This window comes from Candidatus Methylopumilus rimovensis (genome assembly GCF_006364615.1).
Lineage (GTDB): Bacteria > Pseudomonadota > Gammaproteobacteria > Burkholderiales > Methylophilaceae > Methylopumilus > Methylopumilus rimovensis.
Map to the genome: position 1 here is coordinate 233,028 of NZ_CP040986.1, position 26,844 is coordinate 259,871.

Below are 26,844 nucleotides of genomic sequence, written 5' to 3' on the forward strand. Positions count from 1 at the left end.
TTAATCAGTGGCACAAAATCTTTTTATTGATACAGAGCATAGCTTTAGGACTTATGAAGTTTTAAAAAGCTATGCAAATAAGATCGAAAAAGATGATATTGCAGAAGAAGTGCCGATTGCATTTGTCTATAACGGCGTCTCCCATGCTGTCATGCTTGCCTCTCCCTCAGACCTTGAAGATTTTGCTTTAGGCTTTTCTATTTCAGAAGGTATTGTAGAAAATAAAAGTGATGTGTACGGGATTGAAATTATTCATCAAGCTAATGGCATCGAACTTCAAATTGATGTCGCGTCAGCGTGTTTTCAGTCACTCAAAGATAAAAGAAGAAATTTGCTTGGCCGAACAGGCTGTGGTTTATGTGGCGCTGAAAATTTAGACCAAGCATTAAGATTGCCAGAAAAAAAAATAGATTATCCTTTAGCGATTGAAGAGAGTGCGATGATTAAAGCGCTCGAGGCAATCCATACCTCACAAACATTGCAAAAGAGGACAGGTGCGACACATGCATGCGCATGGGCCAACCAAGAAGGCGAGATTCAAATTGTGCGGGAAGATGTGGGTCGACACAACGCCTTAGATAAATTGATTGGTGCACTTAAATCAAAAGACATCACCGATCAAGGTTTTGTGATCACAACTAGTCGTGCAAGTTATGAGATGGTCCAAAAAACACTGATGCTAGGTGCTTCGATGTTGATCGCTATATCGGCACCCACGGGACTTGCCATACGATCTGCGTTAAAATACGGCTTATGTTTGGTTGGCTTCGCAAGAACCCCCCAGTATGTAATTTATACTTATGCTGAAAGAGTTAAAAAAAATTAATTATGAATATTGATCAACTTGTTACCATGGCCAATCAGATCGGCTCTTTTTTTAAATCCTATCCGGATCAAGAAAAAGCGAAAGAAGAGATTGCAAATCATTTAAAGAAATTTTGGGCGCCACCTATGCGCAATCAAATTAAAGAGCACGTTGCAAAAAATGCGGGTAGAGATTTAGAAGTTATTGTGATTGATGCAATCAAAAAGTATCTTTGATTTTTTATTCTTTATAGAATAGTTTGTAATTATTTTTATCGCCAGGTTGTTTTCCACTCCAAACTAATTTCCAATTTTCAGTCATCGGTGGGAGATCTTTTTTGTGTGATTGATACACAAGTAAGTAATGACAATTACTTCGGTCGCCTTCCCTGGTGGCTTTGATATTTAAATAATAATCAATCAAATCAATTTGTGCATCATTGATATTGTGTGTAGTGAGACAAGTTTTATCTTGGATGACTTTTTCCATAGATAAAAAGAGCGGACTAAAGTCTTTTTTGTGATTAATCCATGGAAGCCATAAAGCCATTAAAAGAGCCCAGCTTACTGTGAGGCCAATTGACCAATTGGTTGTGCATGAGCGATTTGTAATTCTTGTTTTAATCATAGAAAAAATCCAAATCACTGTCAGAAGTATTGCAATGATTAAAATAAAAACATTGAAATGAGATTCATTCGTTTGTGCTAAAAATTGCATGCGTTCATATGTTTTTTGTGGGTAGCCTGTAAGCATTGCACTCCAACCAAGCCAAATAAGAAAGAGGAGGGTTGAAAATAAAATAATGCCAAACCAGTTCAATGCACTCGCCGCACCTCTTCTTAAAGTCTCAATACTTCCTGCTGCAATAGTGGATAGTGGAATTAAAAATGGCATTAAGAGTGCTTGATTTGTTTTTGTATAAGCAGCAGTGATGATGAGTGTCGATATGAAGAAAATAATAGGTAATTGAAATTTAGCTTGGGACCACATTTTATGTTTGAACTTCCACAAACCCCAAATAGCCAAAGGAAGCGCTGGCCAAGTAAACCATGAAAGATTCTTGATATAAAAAATATAATTTTGTGTTTGAAATAAATAGAAGCTATTTATCCATTTCATAAATATGTCATGTTGGTACCACCAGAGAAGAGTTGGCCATATGATTAAAAAAGGTAAGCTTGCGAGTAGACTTAAGCTCAAAACAAGACCATAACGTCGTGTACGCCATATTTCAAAACATATTGGTAGAAGAAGTGCTGAAAGCATAAGGATAAGAAGTGGTAAGATACCTCCTGATAAAAAGCTTAATCCTAAACCCACCCCTAAAAGCATGGCCGACCTAAAAGGGCGTCTTTTGGAAAGAGCCAAGCCATAAAATCCCATAGTGAGACCTGTTAATGTTGCAATACCAGGCATCAATGTATGGACATTAAGAATGAGGCCGACCGAACCTATAAAAATAAGTGCTGCTTGTCTTCCAAAACCGATACCCCATAATTCTCGATTTGCCATACCGATCATTAAGATAGTAAATCCCATCCATAAAGCATTAACGAGGCGACTGGCATCATGGAGAGATATTAAGGGTGTGAAAAGTTCGCCAAGGATGGCCCCGGTCCAATAGTAAAGGGGTGGATTGGCAAGTGAATCCTCACTTGCTGCTAGAGGCGCTAACACATGACCATTCAATACAGCATGAATTGCACTTATACTTTGAGTTTCATAGCCTTTCCATGGCGCATGACCAAAAAGACCTGCAAATACCCAGATCAAACATAACACAATGAAAGAATGAATTTTGGCCCGCTCACCCAATCGGCTTCGGGGGGTGGCCATATTATCTTGCCAATCATGTTCGAGTTGAAATCGCATAATTTATAAAAAAAAAGGCAGCTTATGCTGCCTTTTGATATAGGAATGAATCCTTACATGCCATATTTTTGTTTGAATTTCTCAACGCGGCCTGCAGTATCTAAAATCTTTTGTTTGCCTGTATAGAAAGGGTGACATTGTGAGCAAACTTCAATGTTCATATCTTTTCCAACAGTTGAATGTGTCTTGAATTTATTACCACAGCTACATGTGATATTAATTTCAGGGTAATTTGGGTGTGTATCGGCTTTCATAATTTTTCCAACTTTCGTTCAATAGATGCGCATTATCAATGATTTAGGATCAAAAATCAATCAATTTTACGCCTTAACCTCTTCGCATACTGTCAAAGAAGTCATTATTATTTTTAGTAGCTTTAATCTTATCCAGTAAGAATTCCATCGCTTCCAAGTCATCCATTGGATGTAGAAGTTTTCTAAGTACCCAGATTTTCTGTAAATTATCTTTAGGAATAAGGAGTTCTTCCTTGCGGGTGCCTGATTTATTGACATTAATTGCAGGATAGAGTCGTTTTTCAGCCATTTTACGATCTAAGTGAATTTCCATATTGCCGGTACCCTTAAATTCTTCGTAAATCACATCATCCATACGAGAACCTGTATCAATGAGAGCAGTGGCTAATATAGTGAGAGAACCCCCTTCTTCAATATTCCGCGCTGCACCAAAGAAACGTTTTGGTTTTTGAAGTGCATTGGCATCGACACCACCGGTTAGTACCTTGCCAGATGAAGGAATGACTGTGTTATAAGCTCTCGCTAATCTTGTAATGGAATCTAAAAGAATGACTACATCTTTTTTATGTTCAACAAGACGCTTCGCTTTTTCAAGCACCATTTCAGCGACTTGAACGTGACGTGTTGCTGGCTCATCGAATGTAGATGCAACGACTTCACCTTTCACAGATCTTGTCATTTCAGTTACTTCCTCTGGTCTTTCGTCAATCAAAAGCACAATCAAAGAAACGTCAGGATGATTCGCAGTAATCGCATGCGCAATATTTTGCATCATGACAGTTTTGCCACTTTTAGGGCTCGCTACGATCAAACCGCGTTGCCCTTTACCAATAGGCGCGATCATATCAATCACACGACTTGTAATATTTTCTTCGCCATTAATATCTCTTTCTAACGTAAGAGGTATAGTTGGGAAAAGAGGCGTTAAGTTTTCAAAAAGAATTTTGTGTTTTGTATTTTCTGGAGCTTCATTATTTACTTGATCAACTTTGACCAGTGCAAAGTAACGCTCACCATCTTTAGGCGTTCTAATTTCACCTTGAATTGTGTCGCCCGTATGAAGATTGAAGCGGCGAATTTGTGAAGGTGACACATAGATATCATCAGGACCTGCTAGGTATGAAGTATCTGGTGATCTTAGGAATCCAAAGCCATCTTGAAGCACCTCTAAAGTCCCATCTCCAAAAATACTGTCCCCTTTTTTTGCCTTATTTTTTAAGATCGCGAAGATCAAGTCTTGCTTTCTCATACGACTCGCATTTTCGATTTCGTCTGTGATCGCCATTTCTACGAGTTGTGCAATAGGGAGGTGTTTTAATTCAGATAAATGCATGTTTGAGGGTTTCCGATTAGTGTTACGTTGAGGGGTTTTTTAAGGAGGGGTATTAGCTTTAGATATTGCTATCAATAAATGTGGTTAATTGGGATTTTGATAAGGCGCCAACTTTAGTTGCTTCGACATTACCATTTTTAAAAATCATTAAAGTAGGAATGCCTCTGATGCCAAACTTAGCTGGAGTTTGAGCATTCTCATCAATATTCAGTTTAGCAATCTTTAATTTACCGTCGTAGTCTTTACATATTTCATCAAGAATTGGCGCAATCATTTTGCAAGGCCCACACCATTCTGCCCAATAGTCTACAAGAACAGGGACGGTAGATTGAAGCACTTCAGTTTCAAAAGTTGCGTCTGATAAATGGATAATATTTTTACTCATGATGACCTCTAATGGATTAAATCTGTAATTAAGCTAGCTAGTGTTACGGGCAATTTATTTTGGGATTTAAGAACTAACTTGAATGTTTTGAAAAAACTATGAAAATCATTATAGCAACATCTTCAATTAAATCAAATAACACCTAAGACCCTGATTTTATAGGGCCCAAGGCTGTTTAATAGTTCTTTATTTTCAATAAGTTAAGCTTAAAGACAAATCGTTTTATTTATTGATGTATTCAAATAACTTAACGACTTTAGTGACTTTGCTTGTATTTTTAGCAATATCTTCAGCCTCTTTAGCTTCTTTCTCATTCAAAATACCCATGAGATAAACGACTTTATTTTCTGTGATTACTTTGACATGGAACGGCGATACTTTATTTTCTTTAAATAAACGTGCTTTAACATTAGAGGTAATTAAAGTATCTTCTGCACGAGAGGAAATAGAAGCGATAGCATCCACAGTTAATTCGTTAGTGACAGATTTTACATTGGTAATTTCTTTCACTTTATTTTCGATCTTTGTTTTGACTTCTTGGTTTTGAACTTGACCTACAATAAGGACGTGACCATTGTAGCTAAACACACTTGAACTTACCTCTTCCTTGATGTTTTGAATAGCACCAAACGCTTTTAATTCAATGGTTGTATCTTCAGTAATGATCCCCGGGGTTCTTCGATCTGCAGCCGTATCAATGCCTATAGCGCCGCCGCCAATGATAGCAGCTGGGCATCCGAAGAGTTGTAATAAGATGAATGAGATAAAAAGTAATTTGATATGTTTAAGCATAGTTTCCTCTAAACTTTTATTAACATAGTGTTGATATGTGACAAAATGATTATATCTCTTTTAAAGAGGTCTTGAGTGAGCGAATTAAAAGAGCTTTCTTGAGCGCTTTAAAAATAATTGGGCCGTTAATGATGAGTGGAAAATTGTATGTAGTAGCGACCCCTATAGGCAATTTAAATGATATTACCTATAGAGCGCTTGAAACTTTTAAATCAGTAGACCTGATTGCTTCCGAAGATACAAGACATACTCAAGGTCTTTTATCCCATTTTTCCATTGAAAAAAAACAATTTGCAGTGCATCAACACAATGAAAAAGCGTCCGCACAAAAAATCATTGAATACTTAAAAGATGGAAAACATATTGCATTGGTGACAGATGCAGGGACCCCTAATATAAGCGATCCTGGCGGTTTGATTGTGAAGGGGGTGGCAGCAGCTGGTTTTGAAATTATTCCTATTCCAGGCGTCTCGGCAGTTACGACTGCTTATTCTGTTTCAGGGATGGAATATACAAGCTTTCATTTTTATGGATTTTTACCGACCACCAGCAGTCAAAGAATAAAAGTATTTGAGAGCCTTCAAATACAATCATGCCCCATGATTTTTTATGAGGCACCTCACCGTATCATTAAAACCTTAAGCGATATGGCTGTTTTTTTTGGGGATCAACATGAGATTGTCGTAGCACGTGAACTTACTAAAACATTTGAAAGTATTTATCGGGGTAAAATTTCAAAGGTTAAAGAAACGATTGAAAGCGATAGTAATTTTCAAAAGGGCGAGTTTGTGATTCTAGTTTCTCCCATTTGCCATGAAAAAAAAGAATTGCTCACCGAAGATCAGCATAGAATATTAAAAATATTACTCAATCATATGCCTACCAATGCGGCAGTGAAATTAGGCGTTGAGATATTAAAAGTCAATAAGAATTATTTATATGAGGAGGCTTTGAAAGTAAAAAAACATGACTAAGACTTTAACGATTACCACCCCAGATGATTTTCATGTGCATTTAAGAGATGATGCACTTATGGCTTCAGTCGTTCCTTATACTGCGAAGCAATTTGCGAGAGCGCTTGTGATGCCTAATTTAAAACCGCCTATCACGACAGTAGACCAAGCAATTCAATATGAATCTAGAATTAAAAGTGCTTTGGAAAGTGATAACCACTTTCAACCTCTCATGACTTTATATCTCACAGATAAAACTTCACTCGATGAAATTAAAAAGATCCCTGAATATAAACAAATTGTAGGTATTAAATATTACCCAGCGGGTGCCACAACCAATTCAGATTCTGGCGTCAGAAATATTGATGATCGTTATGATGTTTTTGAGCTCATGGAAAAATTAGATGTAGCCCTTTTATTACATGGTGAAGTGGTAGATCCAGGAATTGATATTTTTGATCGAGAAAAAGTATTCATTGATCAGCATTTATTAAAAATACATAAAACATTTCCTAATTTGAGAATTGTGTTGGAACACATCACCACGAAAGATTCTACTGATTTTATTTTAAGTAGCTCTAAAAAAGTGGCGGCTACGATTACACCACAACATCTTTTATTGAATAGAAATCATATGTTTATAGGTGGCATCAATCCACATCATTACTGTTTACCTATTTTAAAAAGAGAAGCGCATCGACAAGCACTTTTAAGCGCAGCATCATCAGGCAATCCAAAATTCTTTTTAGGCACTGATAGTGCGCCTCACCTAAAATCGACAAAAGAAAATGCTTGCGGTTGCGCAGGTATTTTTTCTGCAGCAAGTGCTATTGAGCTTTATGCTGAAGTATTTGACGAGCTCAATGCGATAGACAAATTAGAAGGTTTTGCAAGTTTTTACGGTGCCGATTTCTACGGATTAGAAAGAAATAAATCATCAATCAATCTTATTAAAGAAGAGTGGGCTGTGCCTGAAAAAATTACTGTAGGTGATGAAGCAATTATTCCGCTATATGCTGGAAGAAAAATTTCCTGGCGAGTAATATAGTTTTTTATTATGAAGTCGATCGCCATCATTGACGTTAATAACTTCTATGTCAGCTGTGAAAGAGTATTTAACCCTAAGCTAGAAAATAAACCCGTGGTGGTATTAAGTAACAATGATGGATGTGCTATTTCTCGTTCAAATGAAGCTAAAGCACTTGGTATTAAAATGGGAACACCTTGGTTTAAGTTTAAAGAGTTTGCTAAGCAAGAAAACGTCACAGCACTCTCATCCAATTACACTTTGTATTTAGATATGAGTCATCGTGTCATGACATTGCTTTCTAAATTTAGTCCAGATCAAGAAGTTTATTCTATAGATGAGTCATTTTTAGATTTAACATCATTCAAGTCCAAAGATCTTATTCAATATAGTCAGCAAATTAAAACTAAGATAAAACAATGGACAGGACTTCCTGTATCTATAGGCATAGGCTCCACTAAAACTTTATCTAAACTAGCTAATCACATCGCAAAGAAAAATTCTTCATTTAAAGGCGTATGTAATTTAAATGTCATGGATCAAGATACGCTTGAAACTTGGATGAGTCATATTCCAGTAAATGAAGTGTGGGGCGTTGGAAGATCGTTAGCACCTAAACTGAATCAACTCGGTATTATTTCTGTTCTAGATTTAAAACTTGCAGATCCAGACTATATACGCCAACAATTTAGTATCGTCCTTGAAAAAACGGTGCGTGAATTGAATGGTGTGATGTGTATGGAATTAAAAAATATAGAAGAGCCTAATAAAGAAATTATAGTGTCTCGTTCTTTTGGTAGACGAGTCAAAGACAAACAAGAGCTCATAGAAGCTATCACTTCATATACAAGTCGAGCGGCTGAAAGAATGAGAAAACAGGAATCAGTCGCTACATCTTTGTATGTTTATATCAGAACAAGCCCGCATGATGATAAAAAGCAATATGCGAATGGAGTCAATATTCCATTATTTCAGCCGACTGATGATTCAATGGCATTAACCAATGCCGCTTTATTGGGACTGGATTATATTTACCGCGAGGGTTTTGATTATCAAAAAGCAGGTGTCACGCTTTGTAATTTAACCTCTAAAGATAAAATGCAAGGCAATTTATTTAACGATACCATCGCTCATTCACGCATGAAAATTATGGACACCATCAATCAAAGATGGAAAGGTAAATTAAAGTTAGGTAGCGAAGGGGTGACAAAAGAATGGGAAATGAAGGCCCAATTCAAATCAAGAAATTACACAACTGATTGGGATCAGTTGATGATCGCGAGTTAATTAAAAAACTGATTCAATAAGCTAGGATGAAGTTCTTTTTCGGTTAAGTCCATTAATTTGGAACATTTTATATTTAAAGCTTTGGATAATTTAAATACCGTCTCAATGGAAGGTATTTTTTTTCCATATTCGAGTTCAGATATATATACCCTTGCAATTTCAGCTTGTAATGACAAATCTTCTTGAGTCAAATTTTTCTTTAACCGAATTTTTTTTAAGGCCCTGCCGAATGCTTTTGCTTTTGTCATGCCGCAAGGTTAAATATCTATTAGCAGCCTGTCTTCCGTCTATAGTTTACCAAATTTTTTGTAATCAAAGGCTAGCAATCGACTCATGATTTTTTGTAAACTTTAAACAGCAAAAATATAGCCTTAGTAAGCACATGAATTCAACGCACTAAAAAATTGCATTTTATGGGTATGCTAAAATTCATGTGAAGCTGACTAGACAGTCGCTGCTTGTTAACTCAAGGAGAGGAAAGTCCGGGCTCCATAGAGCGGAGTGACGGCTAACGGCCGTACGTTGCAAAACGAGGAATAGGGCCACAGAGACGAGCGTATTTAGTTACGGTGAAACGCGGTAACCTCCACTCGGAGCAAAGTCAAATAGGGTAGTAATAGCACTGCTCGTGTTGCTACCGGGTAGACTGCTTGAGCGCATGAGTAATCATGTGCCTAGATGAATGACTGTCCACGACAGAACCCGGCTTATCGGTTGGCTTCAACTTTTTGTTACAAATTCCTTGGTTTTATCCGTCCAAACCCTTGTCAGATATGAAAAAACCCTCAAAAAAAGAGCTTGCACAGCTCTTTTTTATTATCTATAGTGTCATTAGTGGAAAAAAGTGGTTTTTTGTGGGAAATTTCTAAGTAGAACTAAGGGTATTTAGTAATTTCCCACTTTTTTTGAATTGAACAACGGGTTGGGAATTATGTTTAGAGGCGCTAATCTCTTGAATATTGATGCTAAAGGCAGGATGGCAATGCCGACTAAGCATCGAGAGACTTTACTTGTCCAATCCTCAGGCGACTTAGTCATTACAGCACACCCCCACGGATGTTTATTGCTTTACCCCCAAATTGCTTGGGAACCTATTCAGTCAAAAATCATGGCACTTTCAAGCTTTGATAAAAAGTCGAGCGCTTTACAAAGATTGCTCGTGGGCTATGCAGAAGACATATCTCTCGATACAGCAGGACGATTGCTTCTATCTCAGGTGCTAAGAGAATTTGCAAGTATAGATAAGCAAGCCATGTTAGTGGGCCAAGGTAGTCATTTTGAGCTTTGGGATAAAGAAGCTTGGGATCAGCAAATGCAAAATGCGACACAACAAGACGCTTCAAGTATGCCGATTGAACTCGAAGGATTCTCTCTTTAATAATGCAAATTAATTTAGTGACAGATGAATCAAGCCCAACCTAATTCTAATCATGAGCACATCACTGTCCTATTGCATGAAGCGGTTGACCATTTAGTTTTAAAAAAAGATGGCGTCTATGTAGATTGCACGTTTGGCCGGGGTGGTCACAGTAAATTAATTTTAGAAAAATTAAACCAAGAAGGCAGATTAATCGCGATCGATCGAGATAAAACTGCGTATGAAGAAGGTTTAAAAATTAAAGATGCAAGATTCGAAATCGTGCACAAGCATTTTTCAGAGATTGATGAAGTTTTAAAAGCTAAAGGTATTTCGAAGGTAGATGGTGTACTTCTTGATTTAGGTATTTCATCACCACAAATTGACGAAGGCGATCGCGGCTTTAGTTTTAGATTTGATGCGTATTTAGATATGCGCATGGATCAGACGAAAGGACTCACAGCAGCAGAAGTCTTGAAAGATATTGAACAGAAAGAATTAGAAAAGATTTTAAAAGAATACGGCGAAGAAAAATTTGCTAGAAGAATTTCGACTGCGATTATTAAAGAAAGAGATGAGGTGGGCTCGATTGAAACGACAAAACAGCTTTCAAAAATTGTCGCGGACCATATGCCCAAAAAAGAAATTGGGCAAGATCCTGCAACAAGAACATTTCAAGCATTAAGGATCTATGTCAATCGGGAACTCGAAGAGTTGAAAGAAGTTTTGCCTAAAATTTTAGAGCGATTAAAAACAGGCGGCATTATGGTGGTGATTAGTTTTCATTCTCTCGAAGACAGAATTGTGAAGCAGTTTATTAATGATGAGAAAAATAGAGATACGTTACCTTCAAATTTTCCAATTAGAAGTGAAGAATTGCCAAAGCCTCGATTAAATATTGTGACAAAGCCAATAAGGGCGAGTGAAGAAGAGGTGAAATATAATCCACGATCGAGAAGCGGCATTATGCGAGTGGCTGAGAGGACTGCATATTAGATGACAAAAATAAACTTCATTTTATTTTTTGTAATCGTGCTTATGGCTCTTGCAAAAGTAAATTCTCAACATCAGTCAAGAAGATTGTATTTTGAGCTTGGACAACAAAAGGAGATTGGACAAAAGTTAAATGCAGAATACAGCCAGCTTCAGTTAGAACAAAGCACGTGGGCTATGCATGGAAGAATTGAAGATATAGCCAAGAAATCATTAAAGATGAAAAGTCCTGAGCCTAAAAAAATTATTTTGTTGGAGCACCCTTGAGTTTATTTATAAACAATAAGGTTGAAAAAACATTCTTCGAACTTTCCGGAATTCGCAGAAGATTAATTCTACTTTTATTTTTAGCTGGATTTTTAACGCTTATATTTAGAGCGCTATATTTACAAAGTTTAGATAAAAACTTTTTGCAATCAAAAGGAAATGCAACAAGTACACGAGTAATTTCTCTTTATGCAGATAGAGGAAAAATTACAGATAGGAATGGAGATATTTTAGCGATAAGCAGTCCAGTCGAGTCAGTGTGGGCAAATCCACCGAACGTTAAAATAAATAAAGATCAAAAATTAGAATTAGAAAATATTCTTAAGTTAAGCAGCGAAGAAGTTGATCGAAAACTACTCAATAATAAAAAGGAATTTATATACCTCAAGAGACAGATTTCACCTGACGATGCAAGAAGACTCCAAGCACTTAAAATACCGGGAATATTTTTTCAAAAAGAGTTTAAGAGATTTTATCCAGCTGCTGATGTAACAGCTAATTTAGTTGGATTTACTAATCTCGATAATATAGGGCAAGAAGGTATTGAACTTGCTCAAAATAAATCCCTTTCCGGCAAGATCGGCAGTAAAAAAGTAATTAAAGATAATGCTGGAAAGATTGTTGATGACCTTCAAGAGGTTAAGTTGCCTCAAGATGGCCATGACATAAAACTTTCTATTGATTCAAGAATTCAATATTTAACTTATAGAGAGTTAGCGAAATCAATTGAGATTCATAAAGCTAAAGCAGGTTCAGCCATCGTATTAGATGCCAAGACAGGGGAAATATTAGCCATGGCTAATCTCCCTTCATACAATCCAAATAATCTTAATGAAGGCGCAGGCCCAACAAGAAATCGAGCAGTGACAGATGTATTTGAGCCTGGATCAACAATTAAACCATTCACTGTGTCTTCAGCATTAGATGCAGGAATACTTAATCCTAGTTCATTGGTCGAAGTTTCGTCAGGATTTATGAAAATTGGATCAGCTACAATTCATGATGCACACGCTGACGAAACAAAACCTTTTATGACAGTTTCAGAGGTTATTGCAAAATCTTCTAATGTTGGAGCAGCAAGAATTGGATTAATGCAAACACCTAAAAATTTATGGTCAACTTTTAACAAAGTAGGTTTTGGAATGCAAACAGGGGTTGGATTTCCCGGGGAAGTATCTGGAAGAATTCGTGATTATAAAAATTGGGGAAAAGTAGATCAAGCAACTATATCTTTTGGACATGGTATTAATTTAACACTTCTTCAATTAGCGCAATCATATACAGTTTTTGCCAATGATGGGGAAATGAAGCCAGTCACAATGTTCAAAAAAGAAGAGACACCTATAGGGACGAAAGTATTCTCGAAGCAAACTGTTAGAACAATGGTGGAAATGATGGAGCAAGTTGTTGAGGAAGGTACTGGAGGCAATGCAAAAATTATGGGATATAGAGTTGCAGGTAAAACAGGTACAGCTGAAAAAATTGGAGCAAATGGAGCTTATGAAAAAAATAAAAATATAGGCTCATTTATAGGCTTAGCCCCAGCTTCCAATCCAAGAATTATTATGGCAGTGATGATAGATGAGCCAAGTCTTGGAAGCCATTACGGAGGGGCTGTAGCAGCGCCAGTTTTTAGTAGTGTGATGGCCGATGTCATGAAAATATTAAAAATTCCACAGGATATAAAAACTCAAAATAAAGTTATACCGCAAGATAAAGGTAGTTCAAAAGAAACGATATGAACAATGTATTAAAAAAAATTGGACATCATCTCTCTGATATATCAAACGATAGTAGACATACAAAAAAGAATTCTTTATTTCTAGCTTATCCTGGGGCGCATCATGATGGTAGAAATTATATAGAAGCAGCCATTAAAAAAGGTGCCAAAGTAATACTCTATGAAAAGAAAAATTTTATATGGAAAAAATCATGGAGTGTAAACCATTGCCCTATAGAGGATTTGAAAGCTAAAGAAGGTGAAATTGCTCACACATTTTTTAAAGAACCCTCTAAGCATTTACATACAATTGGTATTACCGGCACAAATGGTAAGACATCATGTGCTTTCTGGATAGCAGAAATACAAAATCTTATGGGCAAAAAATCAGGCTTAATAGGAACGCTTGGATATGGATACAAAAAATTAAAATTGCATGAATATACAACTCCTGATGCAATATCTAGCCATCGCATCTTAAAACAATTTAAAGACAAGAAAATGAAATCAGCAGTGATGGAAGTTTCATCACATGCTTTATCTCAGGGAAGAGTGAATGGTATTCTTTTTGATATTGCCTTATTCACAAATTTAACAAGAGACCATTTAGATTATCATCTCAATTTTAAAAATTATTTTAATGAAAAGAAAAAGTTATTTTTTTTCCCGTCGATAAAAGTTGCTGTAATTAATATCGATGATTTATATGGAAAAAAACTTAAAACCTTGCTCGTCAAAAATAAAACTAAAGTTTTAAGTTACGGAATAAAAACTGGTGATATTAGAGCAACAGAGATTGAATATTCAAATTTAGGTACGTCTTTTCAAATTAAATACAAAAAAAAAATATACCAAGTTAAAGCTCCTGTAGTTGGAGAGTTCAATGTTTATAACCTATTGGCAGTAATTGCTTCATTAATAGCATCTGGTTATTCAATACAAAAAATTGTTAAACAAATAAGTTTTATCTCTCAAGTGCCAGGAAGAATGCAAAGATTAGGTTCTAAAAATACACCCAAAATCTTTGTTGATTATGCACACACCCCCGATGCTTTAAAAAAAGCACTTGAAACTCTCAAAAAACAAACTGATGGCAATCTTATTTGTATATTTGGATGCGGCGGAGAGAGGGATACAGGAAAAAGAAAAGATATGGCAGAAGTAGCTTCCAAAATAGCCGATATCAATTTTATTACGTCAGATAATCCAAGAAATGAAAACCCTAAAAATATTATTAATGAAATTAGTAAATATATGAAGGGTTCTTATCATATTGAATTTGATAGACATAACGCCATAAAAAAGGCAATTAAACATGCTAAAAAAAATGATGTGATTCTTATAGCTGGGAAGGGCCATGAAATTTATCAAGAAATTAAAGGGGTTAGATATCCATTTAGCGATCAAAAATATGCAAAAAAAGCACTTAAAACATATAAAGCGCACTGAATGAACCTTACTTTAAATCAGGTTAAAAAAATTGTTGGTGGAACTTATCATGGAGATGCAGTTCTGCTTAAAAAAAGGATTAAGCGTATTTCTATTAATAGTAATGACATTTGTAAGAATGATCTTTTTATAGGCATTAAGGGTGAAAAATTTAATGGGGATCTTTTTGCTTCAAGCGCTATTCAAAAAGGTGCTATTGCTGCAATTGTCTCGACCAATCAAAAAGACATAAAAAATAGAATTGTTGTAAGAAATGGCCGTGAAGCTTTAGGAAAGATAGCTCAATATTGGAAGTCACAATCAAAAATACCTTTAGTCGCTATTACTGGCAGTAATGGTAAGACAACGACAAAAGAAATGATTAGTAGCATTGTTGCATCACATCTCAAAAGTAAGAAGAAGCTTCTTATGAGCCAGGGAAATTTTAATAATGATATTGGCTTGCCTTTGTCTCTATTAAATATAGAAAAAATACAAAAATGCGCTGTAGTTGAAATGGGTATGAACCATAAAGGTGAAATTAGTTATTTAAGTAAAATTGCAAAACCGGACATCGCAGTAATTACAAATATAGCTGAAGCACATATCGAATTTTTTAGATCTAAAAAAGGAATTGCAAAAGCAAAATCAGAAATATTTGAAGGTTTGAAAAAAAATGGCACTGCTATCATAAATCGAGATGACGAGTTTTATACTCTAATGAAAGATGCAGCTCAAACTAAAAATATCATTTCATTTGGATTGAACAAAAAATCTGACATTTACCTTAAGAAAACAACGCAAGGTATTTCTCAAATTCACACACCTAAAGGCTCGATTGATATTAAAGTGAAATTACAAGGTGAGCATAATTTAAAAAATGCGCTTGCTGCGATAGCCTCAACGATTGCACTTAAGATCCCATTAAAAACAATTAAAAAAGGTATTGAGGCTATAAAGCCAGTTTATGGAAGATTAGAGATTAAAAAAGGCTTCAATGGATCAATGGTGATTGATGATACTTATAATGCCAACCCTGACTCTATGCGGGCGGCAATTGATGTATTAGCCAATCAAAATTATGAAAAAATTTTAATAATTGGAGATATGGGTGAGCTCGGTAAAAAAGCAGCGCAATATCATGTTTCTATCGCGACTCATATCAATAAAAAGAAAATATTAGATGTGGTAGGTATAGGCAAATTAACTAAACATACGATTGATAAATGTAATGGCAATGCGAAATGGTTTAATAATAAAAAAGAACTTATTCAATATGTCAAATCAATAATAAGAAAAAATTCATGTGTACTTGTTAAAGGTTCACGTTTTATGAAGATGGAAGAAGTGGTAGATGCGCTTACTTAAAATTTTTAAGAAAGATAAAAATTATGTTGCTTGAATTATTTAAATTTTTAGCAAAAGAAATTCACGGATTTAATGTATTTAATTACATTACATTAAGAGCGGTGATGGCCACTATCACATCGCTAGTTATTTCTTTTGCTTTTGGCCCATGGTTAATTAAGAAACTGAATCAATACAACATAGGTCAAGCTGTTCGATCAGACGGCCCTAAAGACCATCTTATTAAAACAGGCACACCCACTATGGGCGGCGGTTTAATATTAGTATCGATTATGGCATCGACTTTATTGTGGGCAGATATAAGAAATAACTATATTTGGGTATTATTGATTGTTACTCTTGGCTTTGGTCTTATAGGATTTATAGATGACTTAAAAAAAGTGATTTATAAAGATCCGAATGGTATTAGTGCAGGTCAAAAATACTTATGGCAGTCGATCATAGGCCTTGGTGTATCGATTTATCTTTGGTCTAACGCAGTTACTCCTGAACAAACATCGCTTATTTTACCTTTCGTTAAAGATGTAAGCTTTTCGATGAATGGACTTACCTTTATTCTCTTGAGTTATATCGTCATTGTAGGAAGCAGTAATGCAGTAAATCTTACAGATGGACTTGATGGGTTGGCGATTATGCCAGCAGTTCTAGTTGCAAGCGCTTTAGGTGTATTTGCTTATGTTGCAGGTAATTTTGTGATAGCAAAATATTTAGGTATTCCTTATATAAGTGGCGCTGGTGAATTGGCTATATTTTGCACTGCGATGGCAGGTGCTGGCCTAGGATTTTTATGGTTTAACACGTATCCCGCAGAAGTATTTATGGGAGATTTAGGTGCACTTGCTCTAGGAGCAGCTATAGGAACGATCGCAGTGATTGTAAGACAAGAAATCGTTTTATTTATTATGGGAGGAATTTTTGTAGTAGAGACTTTTTCTGTTGCTATTCAAGTCATGTATTTTAAATATACTAAATTTAAATATGGCGTTGGTAAGCGAATTTTTCTTATGGCCCCACTTCATCATCATTATGAAAAAAAAGGCTGGAAAGAAACGCAAGTCGTTGTTAGATTTTGGATCATCACAATGATGCTTGTATTAATTGGGATTTCATCACTGAAAATTAGATGACCATTAACTTTAATAAGAAAAGAGTTTTAGTAATTGGTCTCGGAGATACCGGTCAATCTGTATTACATTTTTTAATGAACAAAGAGTGCGTCATTCATGCAATTGATACAAGACCAACTCTTGAGAATTTAGATGAAATAAAAGAAAAATTTAAAAAGGTTAAATTCTCTGTTGGAGAGACATTTAACGAAGATATCATTAATGATATTGAATTAATTGTTATTAGTCCGGGTGTTTCGTTAAAAGAAAGATATGTTCAAGCTGCTTTAAGTCGAGGCATACCTGTAGTTGGTGACATTGAAATCTTCTCACAAGTTAAATCAATCAGTTCAAAGGTGATTGGTATTACAGGATCGAATGGTAAAACAACAGTCACTGCGCTTGTGGGGGAGCTATTAAAAGCAGCGGGTATATCGACCATTGTTGCAGGAAATATCGGCATACCTATATTAAATACCCTAAATCAAAAAGTGCCTGAAGTTTATGTTCTTGAATTATCCAGTTATCAACTAGAAACAACATATTCATTAGCACTTGAATCCGCAACAGTATTGAATATTTCAGAAGATCATATGGATCGGTATACATCAATCGAAGAGTATGCGAAAGCTAAATACAGAATATTCAATCATGCTAAAAAGATTATTTTGAATCGAGATGATGAATATCTCAAATCTCAGATTAACGAAGATTCAGTGACATTCGGAAATCATTCAGACGAGAAAAATTACGGCATTAAAAAGAATGGAAATCAATATTTCATTGCCAAAGGCAATGCTGAAATTATCTCTTTAGATGAAATTAAACTTAAGGGCCTCCATAACATACAAAATATCATGGCCGCTTTGGCATTATGTGAACCATTTAAAATTTCTAATGACGTGATTAAAAAAGTAGTCAGTCAATTTAAAGCCCCACCCCATCGAGTTGAATATGTTGACTCCATATCAGGCATTGATTTTTATAACGACTCAAAAGGAACTAATCTAGGAGCTACGATTGCTGCTATTCAAAGTATGAGTAAACCAGTCTTACTCATTGCAGGGGGAGATGGTAAAAATCAAAACTTTAAGCCATTGATAAATATACTCAAATCGAAAGTTAAAAATATTTCATTGATTGGTAAAGATGCACAAATTATGCAAGAGGTATTTAGTGATAAAGGAATTCCTGTATGTATTGAAAAAAATCTTGAGCTAGCAGTAATTAAATCATTTGAATTGGCTAACTCTGGCGATGTAATTCTTCTCTCTCCAGCATGTGCAAGTACAGATATGTTTAAGAATTATGTTCAACGCGGAGAAGTTTTTAAGGATTGCGTAAGCAAGCTAAAAAATAAATCATGATCGATAAATTTTCAAATAAATCGACAATAGATAAGCCTTCTTTTGATCAAGGACTATTTTGGGTTTCATGCATACTGATTGCAATTGGTCTTATTATGGTTTACTCGTCTTCAATTTCTTTCGCTGAATCTAGTAAATTAACCAAACACCAAAATTACTTTTTTTTATTAAGACAATCAATTTATATTTTATTAGGCTTTGTCGTTGGATTTATTACCTTTCAGATACCGATTCGTTGGTGGCAAAAGATGTCCCCTTATTTGTTCATGGCAGGTATGGTGTCTTTAATTCTTGTTCTTATTCCTGGTATTGGTCATGTGGTGAATGGAAGTAGACGTTGGATTTCATTGCTTATATTTAATATGCAACCTTCAGAATTTATGAAATTATTTACAGCCATGTATGCATCAGATTATGTCCTGAGAAAATCTAAAGAGATTGGTAGTTTTTTAAAAGGATTTCTTCCAATGGCAGCAGTGATCATGTTAATAGGCGCATTATTATTGCTTGAGCCTGATTTCGGTGCATTTGCTGTAATCTCAGTTATTGCAATGTGCACTTTAATTTTAGGCGGTATCGATAAAAAAATACTGATGGGCTTAAGTATTGTTGCTCCCATTGGAATGGCAGCATTAATTTTTAGCTCCGACTATAGGTATCAAAGATTAATAGGTTTTTTCAACCCATGGGCCGATCCTTATGGAAAAGGTTATCAGTTATCGCATGCCCTTATTGCATTTGGTCGTGGTGAATTTTTCGGAGTAGGACTTGGGGGTAGTGTCGAAAAATTACTTTATTTACCCGAGGCCCATACCGATTTTATTTTAGCTGTATTAGGTGAAGAATTTGGTTTCTTTGGAGTCCTGATCGTTATTGGATTATTTTCATGGCTTGTGATCAGAGCTTTTGGTATTGCCAAAGAGGCTATTATTAATGAAAGTTATTATTCGGCATTGTTATCTCAAGGTATCGGTATTTGGTTTGGCACACAAGGCATTATTAATATGGGTGTGAATATGGGGCTTCTCCCTACTAAAGGCTTAACCTTACCACTTCTATCTTACGGCGGCAGCGGCATATTAGCCAATATGGTTGCGCTTGCTATATTGCTTAGGATTGACTGGGAAAACCGAAGAGGCTTAAGAGGAATTTAAATTCTTGAAATCCAATAAAAAAATATTGATTATCGCAGGAGGTACCGGAGGACATATTTATCCGGGCATTGCGATAGCCGATTATTTAAAAGTTAAAGGTTGGTCGATTACATGGCTTGGAACTTCGCATGGCATGGAAAATAAGTTGATCGATAAAAAGCCCTATCAAAAAGCGATGATTGATATTACTGGCGTTAGAGGCAAAAACTTTTTAAGTTGGTTAAAGCTTCCATTTAAGCTCTTAATCGCATTAATACAATGTGCAAAAGCAATTAAAAAAGAAAAGCCAGATGTAGTAATTGCTATGGGTGGTTATGTTTCATTTCCGGGCGGCCTTATGGCGAGGCTTATGGGTAAGCCACTCATTGTGCATGAACAAAATTCGATTCCAGGCCTTACCAATAAATTATTAGCAATGATCGCAACACAAATATATTCCGCGTTTCCAATTAAATTAATACGAGCCTCGTATAAGATTGGCAATCCAGTAAGAGATGAGATTAGACAAATCAAACCTCCAGTCCAAAGATTTAAAAATAGAAAAGGTCCTTTAAGATTACTTATAGTAGGCGGTAGTTTGGGAGCTAAATTTTTTAACGATACGATTCCTTTAAGTATTAAACAAATCAATCCTAAAGACAGGCCCACCATCATTCATCAATCCGGTGAGAAGCATTTTCAAGAATTAAAAGTAAATTACAAAAAATGTGGCATTAAAGCCGACTGCAGGCCTTATTTGGACCATATTGAAAAAGTGTATGAATGGGCAGACCTTGTCATAGCAAGATCTGGCGCCCTCACGGTATCTGAATTTTCGGCAGCAGGAATTCCTAGTATTTTGGTGCCATTCCCTTTTGCTGTAGATAATCATCAGTTTTATAACGCAAAATACTTAAGTGATAAGAAGGCAGCGCGACTTATAATTCAGGAGGAACTCACAACCGAATTATTAAGTGGTTTACTTAAAGGCATGACAAGAAATGAATGCTTAAAAATGTCTAAAGCTGCATTAGAAAATAAGGGAACAAAACCTGAAGAAATGATTTATCAAGCATGTGAGCGATTAATTAAAAAATGAAACACAATATCAACCGAATTCATTTTGTAGGTGTAGGTGGCTCAGGGATGAGCGGTATTGCAGAAGTGATGCATAACCTAGGTTATTTTGTCTCCGGCTCCGACATTCAGGATTCGCCAGTTACTGCAAGATTAAAAGAGCTTGGCATTAAGATTTTTATTAATCATGCAACAGAGAATATTAAAGATATTGATGTCATTGTTATCTCTTCAGCAATAGATAAAGACAACCCCGAATTAAAAGCTGCTATAAAAAATAAAATCCCGATTATGCCGAGAGCGGAAATGCTCTCAGAATTGATGCGATTTAAAAAAGGTATTGCTGTAGCTGGTACTCATGGTAAAACAACAACAACAAGTTTAATAGCCTCTATATTGGCAGAAGCCTCTATGGATCCGACCTACGTAATTGGTGGAAGACTTTCTTCTTTGAATGCAAATGCCAAGCTAGGTAATGGTGAATATATTGTTGTGGAAGCTGATGAATCGGATGCGTCATTTTTACATTTGACGCCAGTTTATTCTATTGTGACAAATATTGATCAAGATCACATGGAAACATATGACAATGATTTTGATAAACTCAAGAAAACTTATATCGAATTCATACATCGATTACCTTTTTATGGTGTGGTGATTGTGTGTATTGACGATCCTGTTATTAAATCTATTCTTCCCGAAATTTCTAGACCTATCATCACATATGGCTTGTCTGATGATGCAGATGTACATGCTAAAGAAGTTGAAGCAGATGCAGGCAAAATGCATTTTAAAGTGACGATAAAACATTCTGATGTCGTTAAAAAAGAAATGACTTTGAATCTACCAGGAAAGCATTATGTGAGAAATGCATTAGCTGCAATAGCATTAGCTGATGAGCTTGAGATACCAATTTCCAAAACAATTGATGCCTTAAAGCATTTCAAAGGCGTGGGACGTAGATTCGAAACTTATAAAGATTTAATCTTTGATAAAAAATCTTTTACTCTCGTAGACGACTATGGACATCATCCTGTTGAAATTGAAGCTGTCCTTGATGCAGCGCGGGATGCTTATCCCAATAAATCTATTCACCTTGTTTTTCAGCCTCATCGCTATACCAGAACAAGAGATTGTTTTGATGAGTTTGTAAGAGTGCTCCAAAAAGCAGATAAAGTTCTTCTCACTGATATTTATTCGGCTGGTGAAAAAGTAATTCCAGGGGTAAATTCCATAGCAATGATGGATCGTATGAATAAAATTACAAACAAAGTTTATTTTGAGAAAGACATTGGGGTATTGGCTAAAACAGCACTTCAACAAATTGACCAAGATTCTATCTTAATAGTAATGGGTGCAGGTTCAGTAGGAAGAGTAACGAAGGATATATTGAGTATTGTGAACACATGACAAATGCATTAATTTTCAAGAATGAGTCATTAAACAAATACAACAGTTGGCGTGTAGGTGGAGCCGCCGACAATTTATTTACCCCAAAAAATTTAGAAGAGCTAAAAAATTTCTTAAAAGAAGGAAAATATTTAAAGCCTCTCACTTTTATTGGATTGGGATCAAATGTCTTGGTAAGAGACGGAGGAATTCGTGGAACAGTTATTGTCATACATGCCGCTTTGAATGAAATTCAAATGACTGATGATAGTGTGTATGCAGAAGCAGGTAATACATGTGCAAAGATCGCAAAAAATCTTGCTAAAGAACATTATGTTGGCGGAGAATTTTTTGCTGGTATTCCAGGCACTGTAGGAGGAGCATTGGCAATGAATGCTGGATGTTACGGTTCTGAAACATGGAATTATGTAACTCAAGTGAATATGATCGATGAAGAAGGAAATATAGTCACAAGACTAAAAAATGAATTTTTGATTTCCTATCGTGAAGTAGTCAAGCCCAAATTAAATGAATGGTTTGTGGGTGCTTGGTTTAATTTCAAAAAAGACATGACAGCTGACCCGGAAAGTAAGATTAAGGAATATCTTAATCATAGAAAAAATACACAACCTCTCAATTGGCCTACAGCTGGTTCAACTTTCAGAAATCCTAAAGATACTTTTGCCGCAAAACTCATTGAAGAGTGCGGATTAAAAGGTTACAGGGTTGGCAATGCAGAAGTATCAGACAAACATGCGAATTTTATTATCAATTTGGGCAAAGCATCTGCAAAAGATATCGAGGATATTATTGATCATGTTGAATCTGAAGTGTTTAAAAGAAAAGGGATCAAGCTTGAAAGAGAAGTCAAAATTTTAGGTGACTTTCTAAATTGATGACCAACTTCGGGAAAGTGGCAGTGCTAATGGGAGGAGACTCAAACGAAAGGGCTGTTTCACTCTTAAGTGGTAATGCTGTATTTCATGCACTAAAACGCTTAGGTATTGAAACTGAAACTTTTGACCCGTCTGAAAGAGACATTGAAGAAATTAAAACTTATGACAGGGTCTTTATAGCTCTTCATGGACGCGGTGGCGAAGATGGTTCTATGCAAGCTTTTCTAAAATCAAAAAATGTTGCATATACAGGCAGTAACTCTGCAAGCTCTGCAATTGGCATGGACAAGCTCAAAACAAAATTACTATGGCGGTCGCTTAATATTTCAACACCAGATTTTTTACAAGTGACTGAAAAAACTTCTTATGCAGATATCGTCAATTCAATTGGCTTACCTTTTTTTATAAAGCCATCCAATGAAGGTTCAAGTATTGGAATCGATAAGATTAAAAATGAACAACAATATAAAGAAACTTTTTTAAAGACATCAAAAATTGATGCAAATGTAATCGTTGAAAAATTTGTAGATGGTGAAGAATATACCGTGGCAATTGTGAATAATAAAACGCTACCAGTCATTAAAATTAAACCGAGCAATGAGTTTTATGACTATGAAGCTAAATATCTTAAAGATGATACGCAATATATTTGTCCTTCAGGTATTGAAAAAGACAAAGAAGATCTCATCGCACAAGAAGCCCTAGAGGCTTTTAAAGCGATTGGCTGTTCCAGTTGGGGTCGAGTCGATTTTATGATGGATCAACAAGGCCATCATTATTTTATAGAAGTGAATACTTCGCCTGGAATGACAAGCCATAGCTTGGTGCCTATGGCAGCTAAAGAGATTGGTATTAATTTTGATCAATTAGTTTTAGAGATATTAAAAACTGCAGATGTTAAATAATCATCTAAAAATTTATTGGTTAGGTAATTTGGTATTCTTACTTAATATTATTTTGATACTTTTTTTATTTAGCTATCGATTTATGCATTTTGCTAAATTTCCGATACGAGAAATTAAAGTTGTAGGTCAATATCAACATTTAGATGAAGATCAAGTTAGCATGATCTCAGATCGATTTGTTAAAGGTAACTTCTTTTCTTTAGATTTGTATAGCACTAAGGAAGCCTTTACAAAACTACCTTGGATTAGAAATGTCAGTTTAAGAAGAGTGTGGCCAGATCGATTAGAAGTTTTTGTTGAAGAACATCAGGCAATAGGAAGATGGGGTGCGATAGCTTTAGTTAATGAGAATGGTGAAATTTTTCACGGGGCATCCGATGAAGATTTGCCGCTTTTTTTTGGACCAGAAGGAACGGCAAGTTATATAGCATTGGAGTATAAAAAAATGCAAAGTATTTTAGATAAAAAACAATTAAAAATTGCGCAAGTTTCCCTATCTTCTAGGTACACTTGGGACATTAGAACAACTAACAACATGAAAATTATTTTAAGCAAAGATAACATCGAAGCGAATCTGACTCGCTTTATGTCCCAGTATGACAATATTTTAGTTTCAGTTAAAAGAATTGGTTCGGCTGACTTAAGATACCCCAATGGTTTTGCGATTAAAAAATCTACTGAACCGATTCAAAAAATAGATAGTGGTGAGAGGCCGCTTATATGATTAAACAAAAAGAAGAAAAAAATCTCATCGTTGGTCTAGATATTGGAACATCTAAGATTGTGGCTATTGTTGCCGAGTTACAACCAGACGGCTTATTGAATGTGATTGGATTAGGGCAGCATAGCTCAAAAGGATTAAAAAAAGGCGTCGTCATCAATATCGATTCCACTATGGAGGCGATTCAAAGAGCAATTGAAGAAGCTGAGCTCATGGCAAATTGCAAAATCACTGATGTGTATACCGGTATCGCTGGTAGCCATATTAAAAGTATCAATTCACACGGTATGGTGAAAATTAAGGATACTGAAGTTTCTCAATTAGATGTGGATAAAGTGATTGAAACTGCTTGTGCTATTACACTTCCTAATGATCAACAAGTGCTTCATATTTTGACACAAGAATATGTAATTGACGGGCAGGAGGACGTAAGACAGCCTCTTGGTATGAGTGGTATGAAATTAGAAGTGAAAGTTCACATTGTGACAGGCGCGATTGCAGCCGCCCAAAATATTGTCAAATGTATTAAGCGTTGTGGTCTTGAAGTATCTGAATTGGTGTTGCAACCTTTAGCTTCAAGTATGGCAGTCCTTACGGATGATGAAAAAGAATTGGGTGTATGTTTGGTTGATATTGGCGGTGGAACAACTGATATCGCAGTATTAAGACATGGATCTATTCGTCATACAGCTGTCATTCCAATTGCGGGCGATCAAATTAATAATGATATTGCAGTGGCATTCAGAACTCCTTTGCCATCTGCTGAAGAGATAAAAATTAAACATGGTTATGCTGCAAGAAGTTTAGCTTCAGCCTCAGAACAAATTGAAATTCCTGTGGTCGATGGAAAAGAGTCTAAAACTATCTCAACACTGTCATTAGCAGAGGTCATTGAAGCTCGATTAGTTGAGCTTTATGAGCTTGTTGCAAGTGAGTTGAAACGAAGTGGTATGGAAGATATGATAGCTTCTGGCATTGTGATTACAGGCGGATCATCCTTAATGAAAGGCATGGTTAATCTTGGGGAAAGTGTATTTAGAATGCCAGTTAGGATTGGTACACCAAGAAATGTAGGCGGCTTGTCTGAGGTTGTTGATAATCCAAGATACTCTACAGGTATTGGATTATTACTTATGGGCAAAGGTCAGTTAGAAAAAGAAATGATGAATCAAATTGATGGCAATTCAATAAATCAAATCTTTATGAAAATGAAGAATTGGTTTCAAGGTAACTTTTAATTCTTGGAGATAGGATATGTTTGAAGTTGTTGATAGCAAGTCACAAAATGCCATTATAAAAGTCATTGGTGTAGGCGGCTGTGGCGGCAATGCTATTGATCATATGATCGATAAGAATTTAACGGGTGTTGAATTCATCTGCGCCAATACTGATATGCAAGCACTGAAAAAAAGTCGTGCAAGTCATATATTGCAAATTGGTCAAGCAATGACTAAGGGCTTAGGTGCTGGTGCTAAACCCGAAATTGGTAAACAAGCAGCTATCGATGATAAAGAGAAAATTATTAGCTCTATTAAAGGCGCTGACATGTTATTTATAACCGCAGGTATGGGCGGTGGTACAGGAACAGGCGCTGCACCTGTAATTGCACAAATTGCTAAAGAATTAGGTATTTTAACGATCGCGGTTGTTACAAAACCTTTTTTATTTGAAGGCAAAAGAACAGCAATAGCGACCGATGGTATTAATGAGTTAGTTCAACATGTAGATTCCTTAATTGTTATTCCAAATGAAAAATTAATGGAAGTGCTAGGTGAGCATATCCCATTCTTAGAAGCCTTTAATGCCGCTAATGATGTATTACATAACGCAGTCTCAGGTATTTCAGAAATTATTAATAGCCCAGGATTAGTTAATGTGGACTTTGCTGACGTGAAGACGGTTATGGGTGAAATGGGTATGGCTATGATTGGTTCTGGTGTGGCGCAAGGAGAGCATCGAGCATACAAAGCATCTCAAGCTGCAGTTGCTAGTCCACTTTTAGAAGATGTTAATTTAGTAAATGCGCGAGGTGTATTAGTCAATATATCAGCAAGCAGTAAATTTACACTTAAGGAATACCATGAGGTGATGGAAACAATTAAACAGTTTGCAGCGATTGATGCTACTGTCATTGTTGGTAATGTTATTGATGAGGCAATGGGAGATTCGATACGAGTCACAGTTGTAGCAACAGGTTTGGCGCAAAATGTAAAACAAAGAATGCCACGGATAGAGCCTAGACCAATTATGCAAAATAAGTCACCTGTCATTGAAGATGAGGCTGTTATGGATGATGAGCCAGATGTATTCAGCTCAAATGAGAATAGAGCGCAAGTTGAAATCATGAAAATGTCAGGTATGGAAGAGTACGATATCCCAGCATTCTTAAGAAAAAAAGGCGAATAAGTA

The 26,844-nt window shown here is 35.8% G+C and carries 27 protein-coding genes and 1 other RNA gene; 22 read left to right on the forward strand and 6 right to left on the reverse strand.

The features are described from left to right. Positions 1-7 precede the first annotated feature (7 nt). Both fdhD and FIT61_RS01240 read left to right on the forward strand, forming a co-directional pair. Positions 8-826 carry a formate dehydrogenase accessory sulfurtransferase FdhD gene (fdhD, locus tag FIT61_RS01235; RefSeq protein WP_139882722.1) on the forward strand — a complete coding sequence of 273 codons (819 nt, stop codon included), beginning with the start codon at positions 8-10 and terminating at the stop codon, positions 824-826. 2 nt (positions 827-828) lie between these two features. Further along, complete coding sequence (locus FIT61_RS01240; RefSeq protein WP_139873012.1) at positions 829-1,041, forward strand: formate dehydrogenase subunit delta; 213 nt, start codon at positions 829-831, stop codon at positions 1,039-1,041. A gap of 4 nt (positions 1,042-1,045) precedes the next feature. Here FIT61_RS01240 and FIT61_RS01245 read toward each other — a convergent pair whose 3' ends face one another. The 5 genes from FIT61_RS01245 to FIT61_RS01265 all read right to left on the reverse strand — a co-directional run bounded on the left by FIT61_RS01245 (position 1,046) and on the right by FIT61_RS01265 (position 5,441). Continuing rightward, the gene (locus FIT61_RS01245; RefSeq protein WP_139882724.1) at positions 1,046-2,677 is read right to left on the reverse strand and encodes an ArnT family glycosyltransferase; all 1,632 of its coding nucleotides are present in this window, start codon (positions 2,675-2,677) and stop codon (positions 1,046-1,048) included. Positions 2,678-2,730: 53 nt separating this feature from the next. Continuing rightward, positions 2,731-2,931: a 50S ribosomal protein L31 gene (rpmE, locus tag FIT61_RS01250; protein WP_139873014.1), complete on the reverse strand. Its 201-nt coding sequence runs from the start codon at positions 2,929-2,931 to the stop codon at positions 2,731-2,733. Between the two features lie 73 nt (positions 2,932-3,004). After that, positions 3,005-4,264, reverse strand: coding sequence for a transcription termination factor Rho (rho, locus tag FIT61_RS01255; RefSeq protein ID WP_139873015.1), 1,260 nt, complete (start codon positions 4,262-4,264; stop codon positions 3,005-3,007). A 58-nt stretch (positions 4,265-4,322) separates the two neighbouring features. Then, complete coding sequence (gene trxA / locus FIT61_RS01260; protein ID WP_139868364.1) at positions 4,323-4,649, reverse strand: thioredoxin TrxA; 327 nt, start codon at positions 4,647-4,649, stop codon at positions 4,323-4,325. A 222-nt stretch (positions 4,650-4,871) separates the two neighbouring features. Next, positions 4,872-5,441: a BON domain-containing protein gene (locus tag FIT61_RS01265; RefSeq protein ID WP_139873016.1), complete on the reverse strand. Its 570-nt coding sequence runs from the start codon at positions 5,439-5,441 to the stop codon at positions 4,872-4,874. Between the two features lie 131 nt (positions 5,442-5,572). Between FIT61_RS01265 and rsmI the strand changes: the two genes are divergently transcribed. The 3 genes from rsmI to FIT61_RS01280 are packed head-to-tail and all read left to right on the forward strand — an operon-like array spanning position 5,573 to position 8,708. Then, positions 5,573-6,415: a 16S rRNA (cytidine(1402)-2'-O)-methyltransferase gene (rsmI, locus tag FIT61_RS01270; RefSeq protein WP_244925203.1), complete on the forward strand. Its 843-nt coding sequence runs from the start codon at positions 5,573-5,575 to the stop codon at positions 6,413-6,415. Continuing rightward, the gene (gene pyrC / locus FIT61_RS01275; protein WP_139882727.1) at positions 6,408-7,442 is read left to right on the forward strand and encodes a dihydroorotase; all 1,035 of its coding nucleotides are present in this window, start codon (positions 6,408-6,410) and stop codon (positions 7,440-7,442) included. Before rsmI ends, pyrC begins: the two co-directional genes overlap by 8 nt. Before the next feature lie 9 nt (positions 7,443-7,451). Continuing rightward, on the forward strand, positions 7,452-8,708 hold the full coding sequence (locus FIT61_RS01280; protein WP_139882729.1) for a Y-family DNA polymerase: 1,257 nt from the start codon (positions 7,452-7,454) through the stop codon (positions 8,706-8,708). Here the strand turns inward: FIT61_RS01280 and FIT61_RS01285 are convergent. Beyond that, positions 8,705-8,956, reverse strand: a complete 252-nt coding sequence (locus FIT61_RS01285; protein ID WP_139882731.1) for a helix-turn-helix domain-containing protein — start codon at positions 8,954-8,956, stop codon at positions 8,705-8,707. The two genes, FIT61_RS01280 and FIT61_RS01285, sit on opposite strands and share 4 nt — an antisense overlap. 187 nt (positions 8,957-9,143) lie before the next feature. Between FIT61_RS01285 and rnpB the strand changes: the two genes are divergently transcribed. The 17 genes from rnpB (at position 9,144) to ftsZ (ending at position 26,841) form a co-directional block, all read left to right on the forward strand. Continuing rightward, positions 9,144-9,434: RNase P RNA component class A (gene rnpB / locus FIT61_RS01290), an RNA gene on the forward strand. A gap of 205 nt (positions 9,435-9,639) precedes the next feature. Further along, a complete protein-coding gene (gene mraZ, locus FIT61_RS01295; protein WP_139882733.1) occupies positions 9,640-10,086 on the forward strand; it encodes a division/cell wall cluster transcriptional repressor MraZ in 447 nt (148 codons plus the stop codon). Positions 10,087-10,110: 24 nt separating this feature from the next. Next, on the forward strand, positions 10,111-11,061 hold the full coding sequence (gene rsmH, locus FIT61_RS01300; protein WP_139882734.1) for a 16S rRNA (cytosine(1402)-N(4))-methyltransferase RsmH: 951 nt from the start codon (positions 10,111-10,113) through the stop codon (positions 11,059-11,061). Beyond that, positions 11,062-11,325 carry a cell division protein FtsL gene (ftsL, locus tag FIT61_RS01305; RefSeq protein WP_139873023.1) on the forward strand — a complete coding sequence of 88 codons (264 nt, stop codon included), beginning with the start codon at positions 11,062-11,064 and terminating at the stop codon, positions 11,323-11,325. After that, positions 11,322-13,067 carry a peptidoglycan D,D-transpeptidase FtsI family protein gene (locus tag FIT61_RS01310; RefSeq protein ID WP_244925204.1) on the forward strand — a complete coding sequence of 582 codons (1,746 nt, stop codon included), beginning with the start codon at positions 11,322-11,324 and terminating at the stop codon, positions 13,065-13,067. The genes ftsL and FIT61_RS01310 overlap by 4 nt, the downstream gene beginning before the upstream one ends. Continuing rightward, on the forward strand, positions 13,064-14,494 hold the full coding sequence (locus FIT61_RS01315) for a UDP-N-acetylmuramoyl-L-alanyl-D-glutamate--2,6-diaminopimelate ligase (RefSeq protein WP_139882736.1): 1,431 nt from the start codon (positions 13,064-13,066) through the stop codon (positions 14,492-14,494). Before FIT61_RS01310 ends, FIT61_RS01315 begins: the two co-directional genes overlap by 4 nt. Then, entirely contained in the window at positions 14,495-15,841 is a 1,347-nt protein-coding gene (locus FIT61_RS01320; protein WP_139882738.1) for a UDP-N-acetylmuramoyl-tripeptide--D-alanyl-D-alanine ligase, read from the forward strand. 23 nt (positions 15,842-15,864) lie between these two features. Then, complete coding sequence (mraY, locus tag FIT61_RS01325) at positions 15,865-16,968, forward strand: phospho-N-acetylmuramoyl-pentapeptide-transferase (protein WP_139882739.1); 1,104 nt, start codon at positions 15,865-15,867, stop codon at positions 16,966-16,968. Next, positions 16,965-18,314: a UDP-N-acetylmuramoyl-L-alanine--D-glutamate ligase gene (gene murD / locus FIT61_RS01330; protein ID WP_139882741.1), complete on the forward strand. Its 1,350-nt coding sequence runs from the start codon at positions 16,965-16,967 to the stop codon at positions 18,312-18,314. Before mraY ends, murD begins: the two co-directional genes overlap by 4 nt. After that, a complete protein-coding gene (gene ftsW, locus FIT61_RS01335) occupies positions 18,311-19,468 on the forward strand; it encodes a putative lipid II flippase FtsW (RefSeq protein ID WP_139873028.1) in 1,158 nt (385 codons plus the stop codon). The genes murD and ftsW overlap by 4 nt, the downstream gene beginning before the upstream one ends. Positions 19,469-19,472: 4 nt before the next feature. Continuing rightward, positions 19,473-20,546 (forward strand): undecaprenyldiphospho-muramoylpentapeptide beta-N-acetylglucosaminyltransferase, encoded by a 1,074-nt coding sequence (murG, locus tag FIT61_RS01340; RefSeq protein ID WP_139882743.1) that lies wholly within the window; start codon positions 19,473-19,475, stop codon positions 20,544-20,546. Beyond that, entirely contained in the window at positions 20,543-21,934 is a 1,392-nt protein-coding gene (gene murC, locus FIT61_RS01345) for a UDP-N-acetylmuramate--L-alanine ligase (protein WP_139882745.1), read from the forward strand. The genes murG and murC overlap by 4 nt, the downstream gene beginning before the upstream one ends. After that, positions 21,931-22,809 (forward strand): UDP-N-acetylmuramate dehydrogenase, encoded by an 879-nt coding sequence (murB, locus tag FIT61_RS01350; protein WP_139882747.1) that lies wholly within the window; start codon positions 21,931-21,933, stop codon positions 22,807-22,809. Before murC ends, murB begins: the two co-directional genes overlap by 4 nt. Continuing rightward, positions 22,809-23,714 (forward strand): D-alanine--D-alanine ligase, encoded by a 906-nt coding sequence (locus FIT61_RS01355; protein WP_139882749.1) that lies wholly within the window; start codon positions 22,809-22,811, stop codon positions 23,712-23,714. The genes murB and FIT61_RS01355 overlap by 1 nt, the downstream gene beginning before the upstream one ends. Further along, complete coding sequence (locus FIT61_RS01360; RefSeq protein ID WP_139882750.1) at positions 23,704-24,438, forward strand: cell division protein FtsQ/DivIB; 735 nt, start codon at positions 23,704-23,706, stop codon at positions 24,436-24,438. The genes FIT61_RS01355 and FIT61_RS01360 overlap by 11 nt, the downstream gene beginning before the upstream one ends. After that, positions 24,435-25,673 (forward strand): cell division protein FtsA, encoded by a 1,239-nt coding sequence (gene ftsA / locus FIT61_RS01365; protein WP_139873034.1) that lies wholly within the window; start codon positions 24,435-24,437, stop codon positions 25,671-25,673. Before FIT61_RS01360 ends, ftsA begins: the two co-directional genes overlap by 4 nt. Positions 25,674-25,689: 16 nt before the next feature. After that, entirely contained in the window at positions 25,690-26,841 is a 1,152-nt protein-coding gene (gene ftsZ / locus FIT61_RS01370; protein ID WP_139873035.1) for a cell division protein FtsZ, read from the forward strand. Positions 26,842-26,844 lie beyond the last annotated feature (3 nt).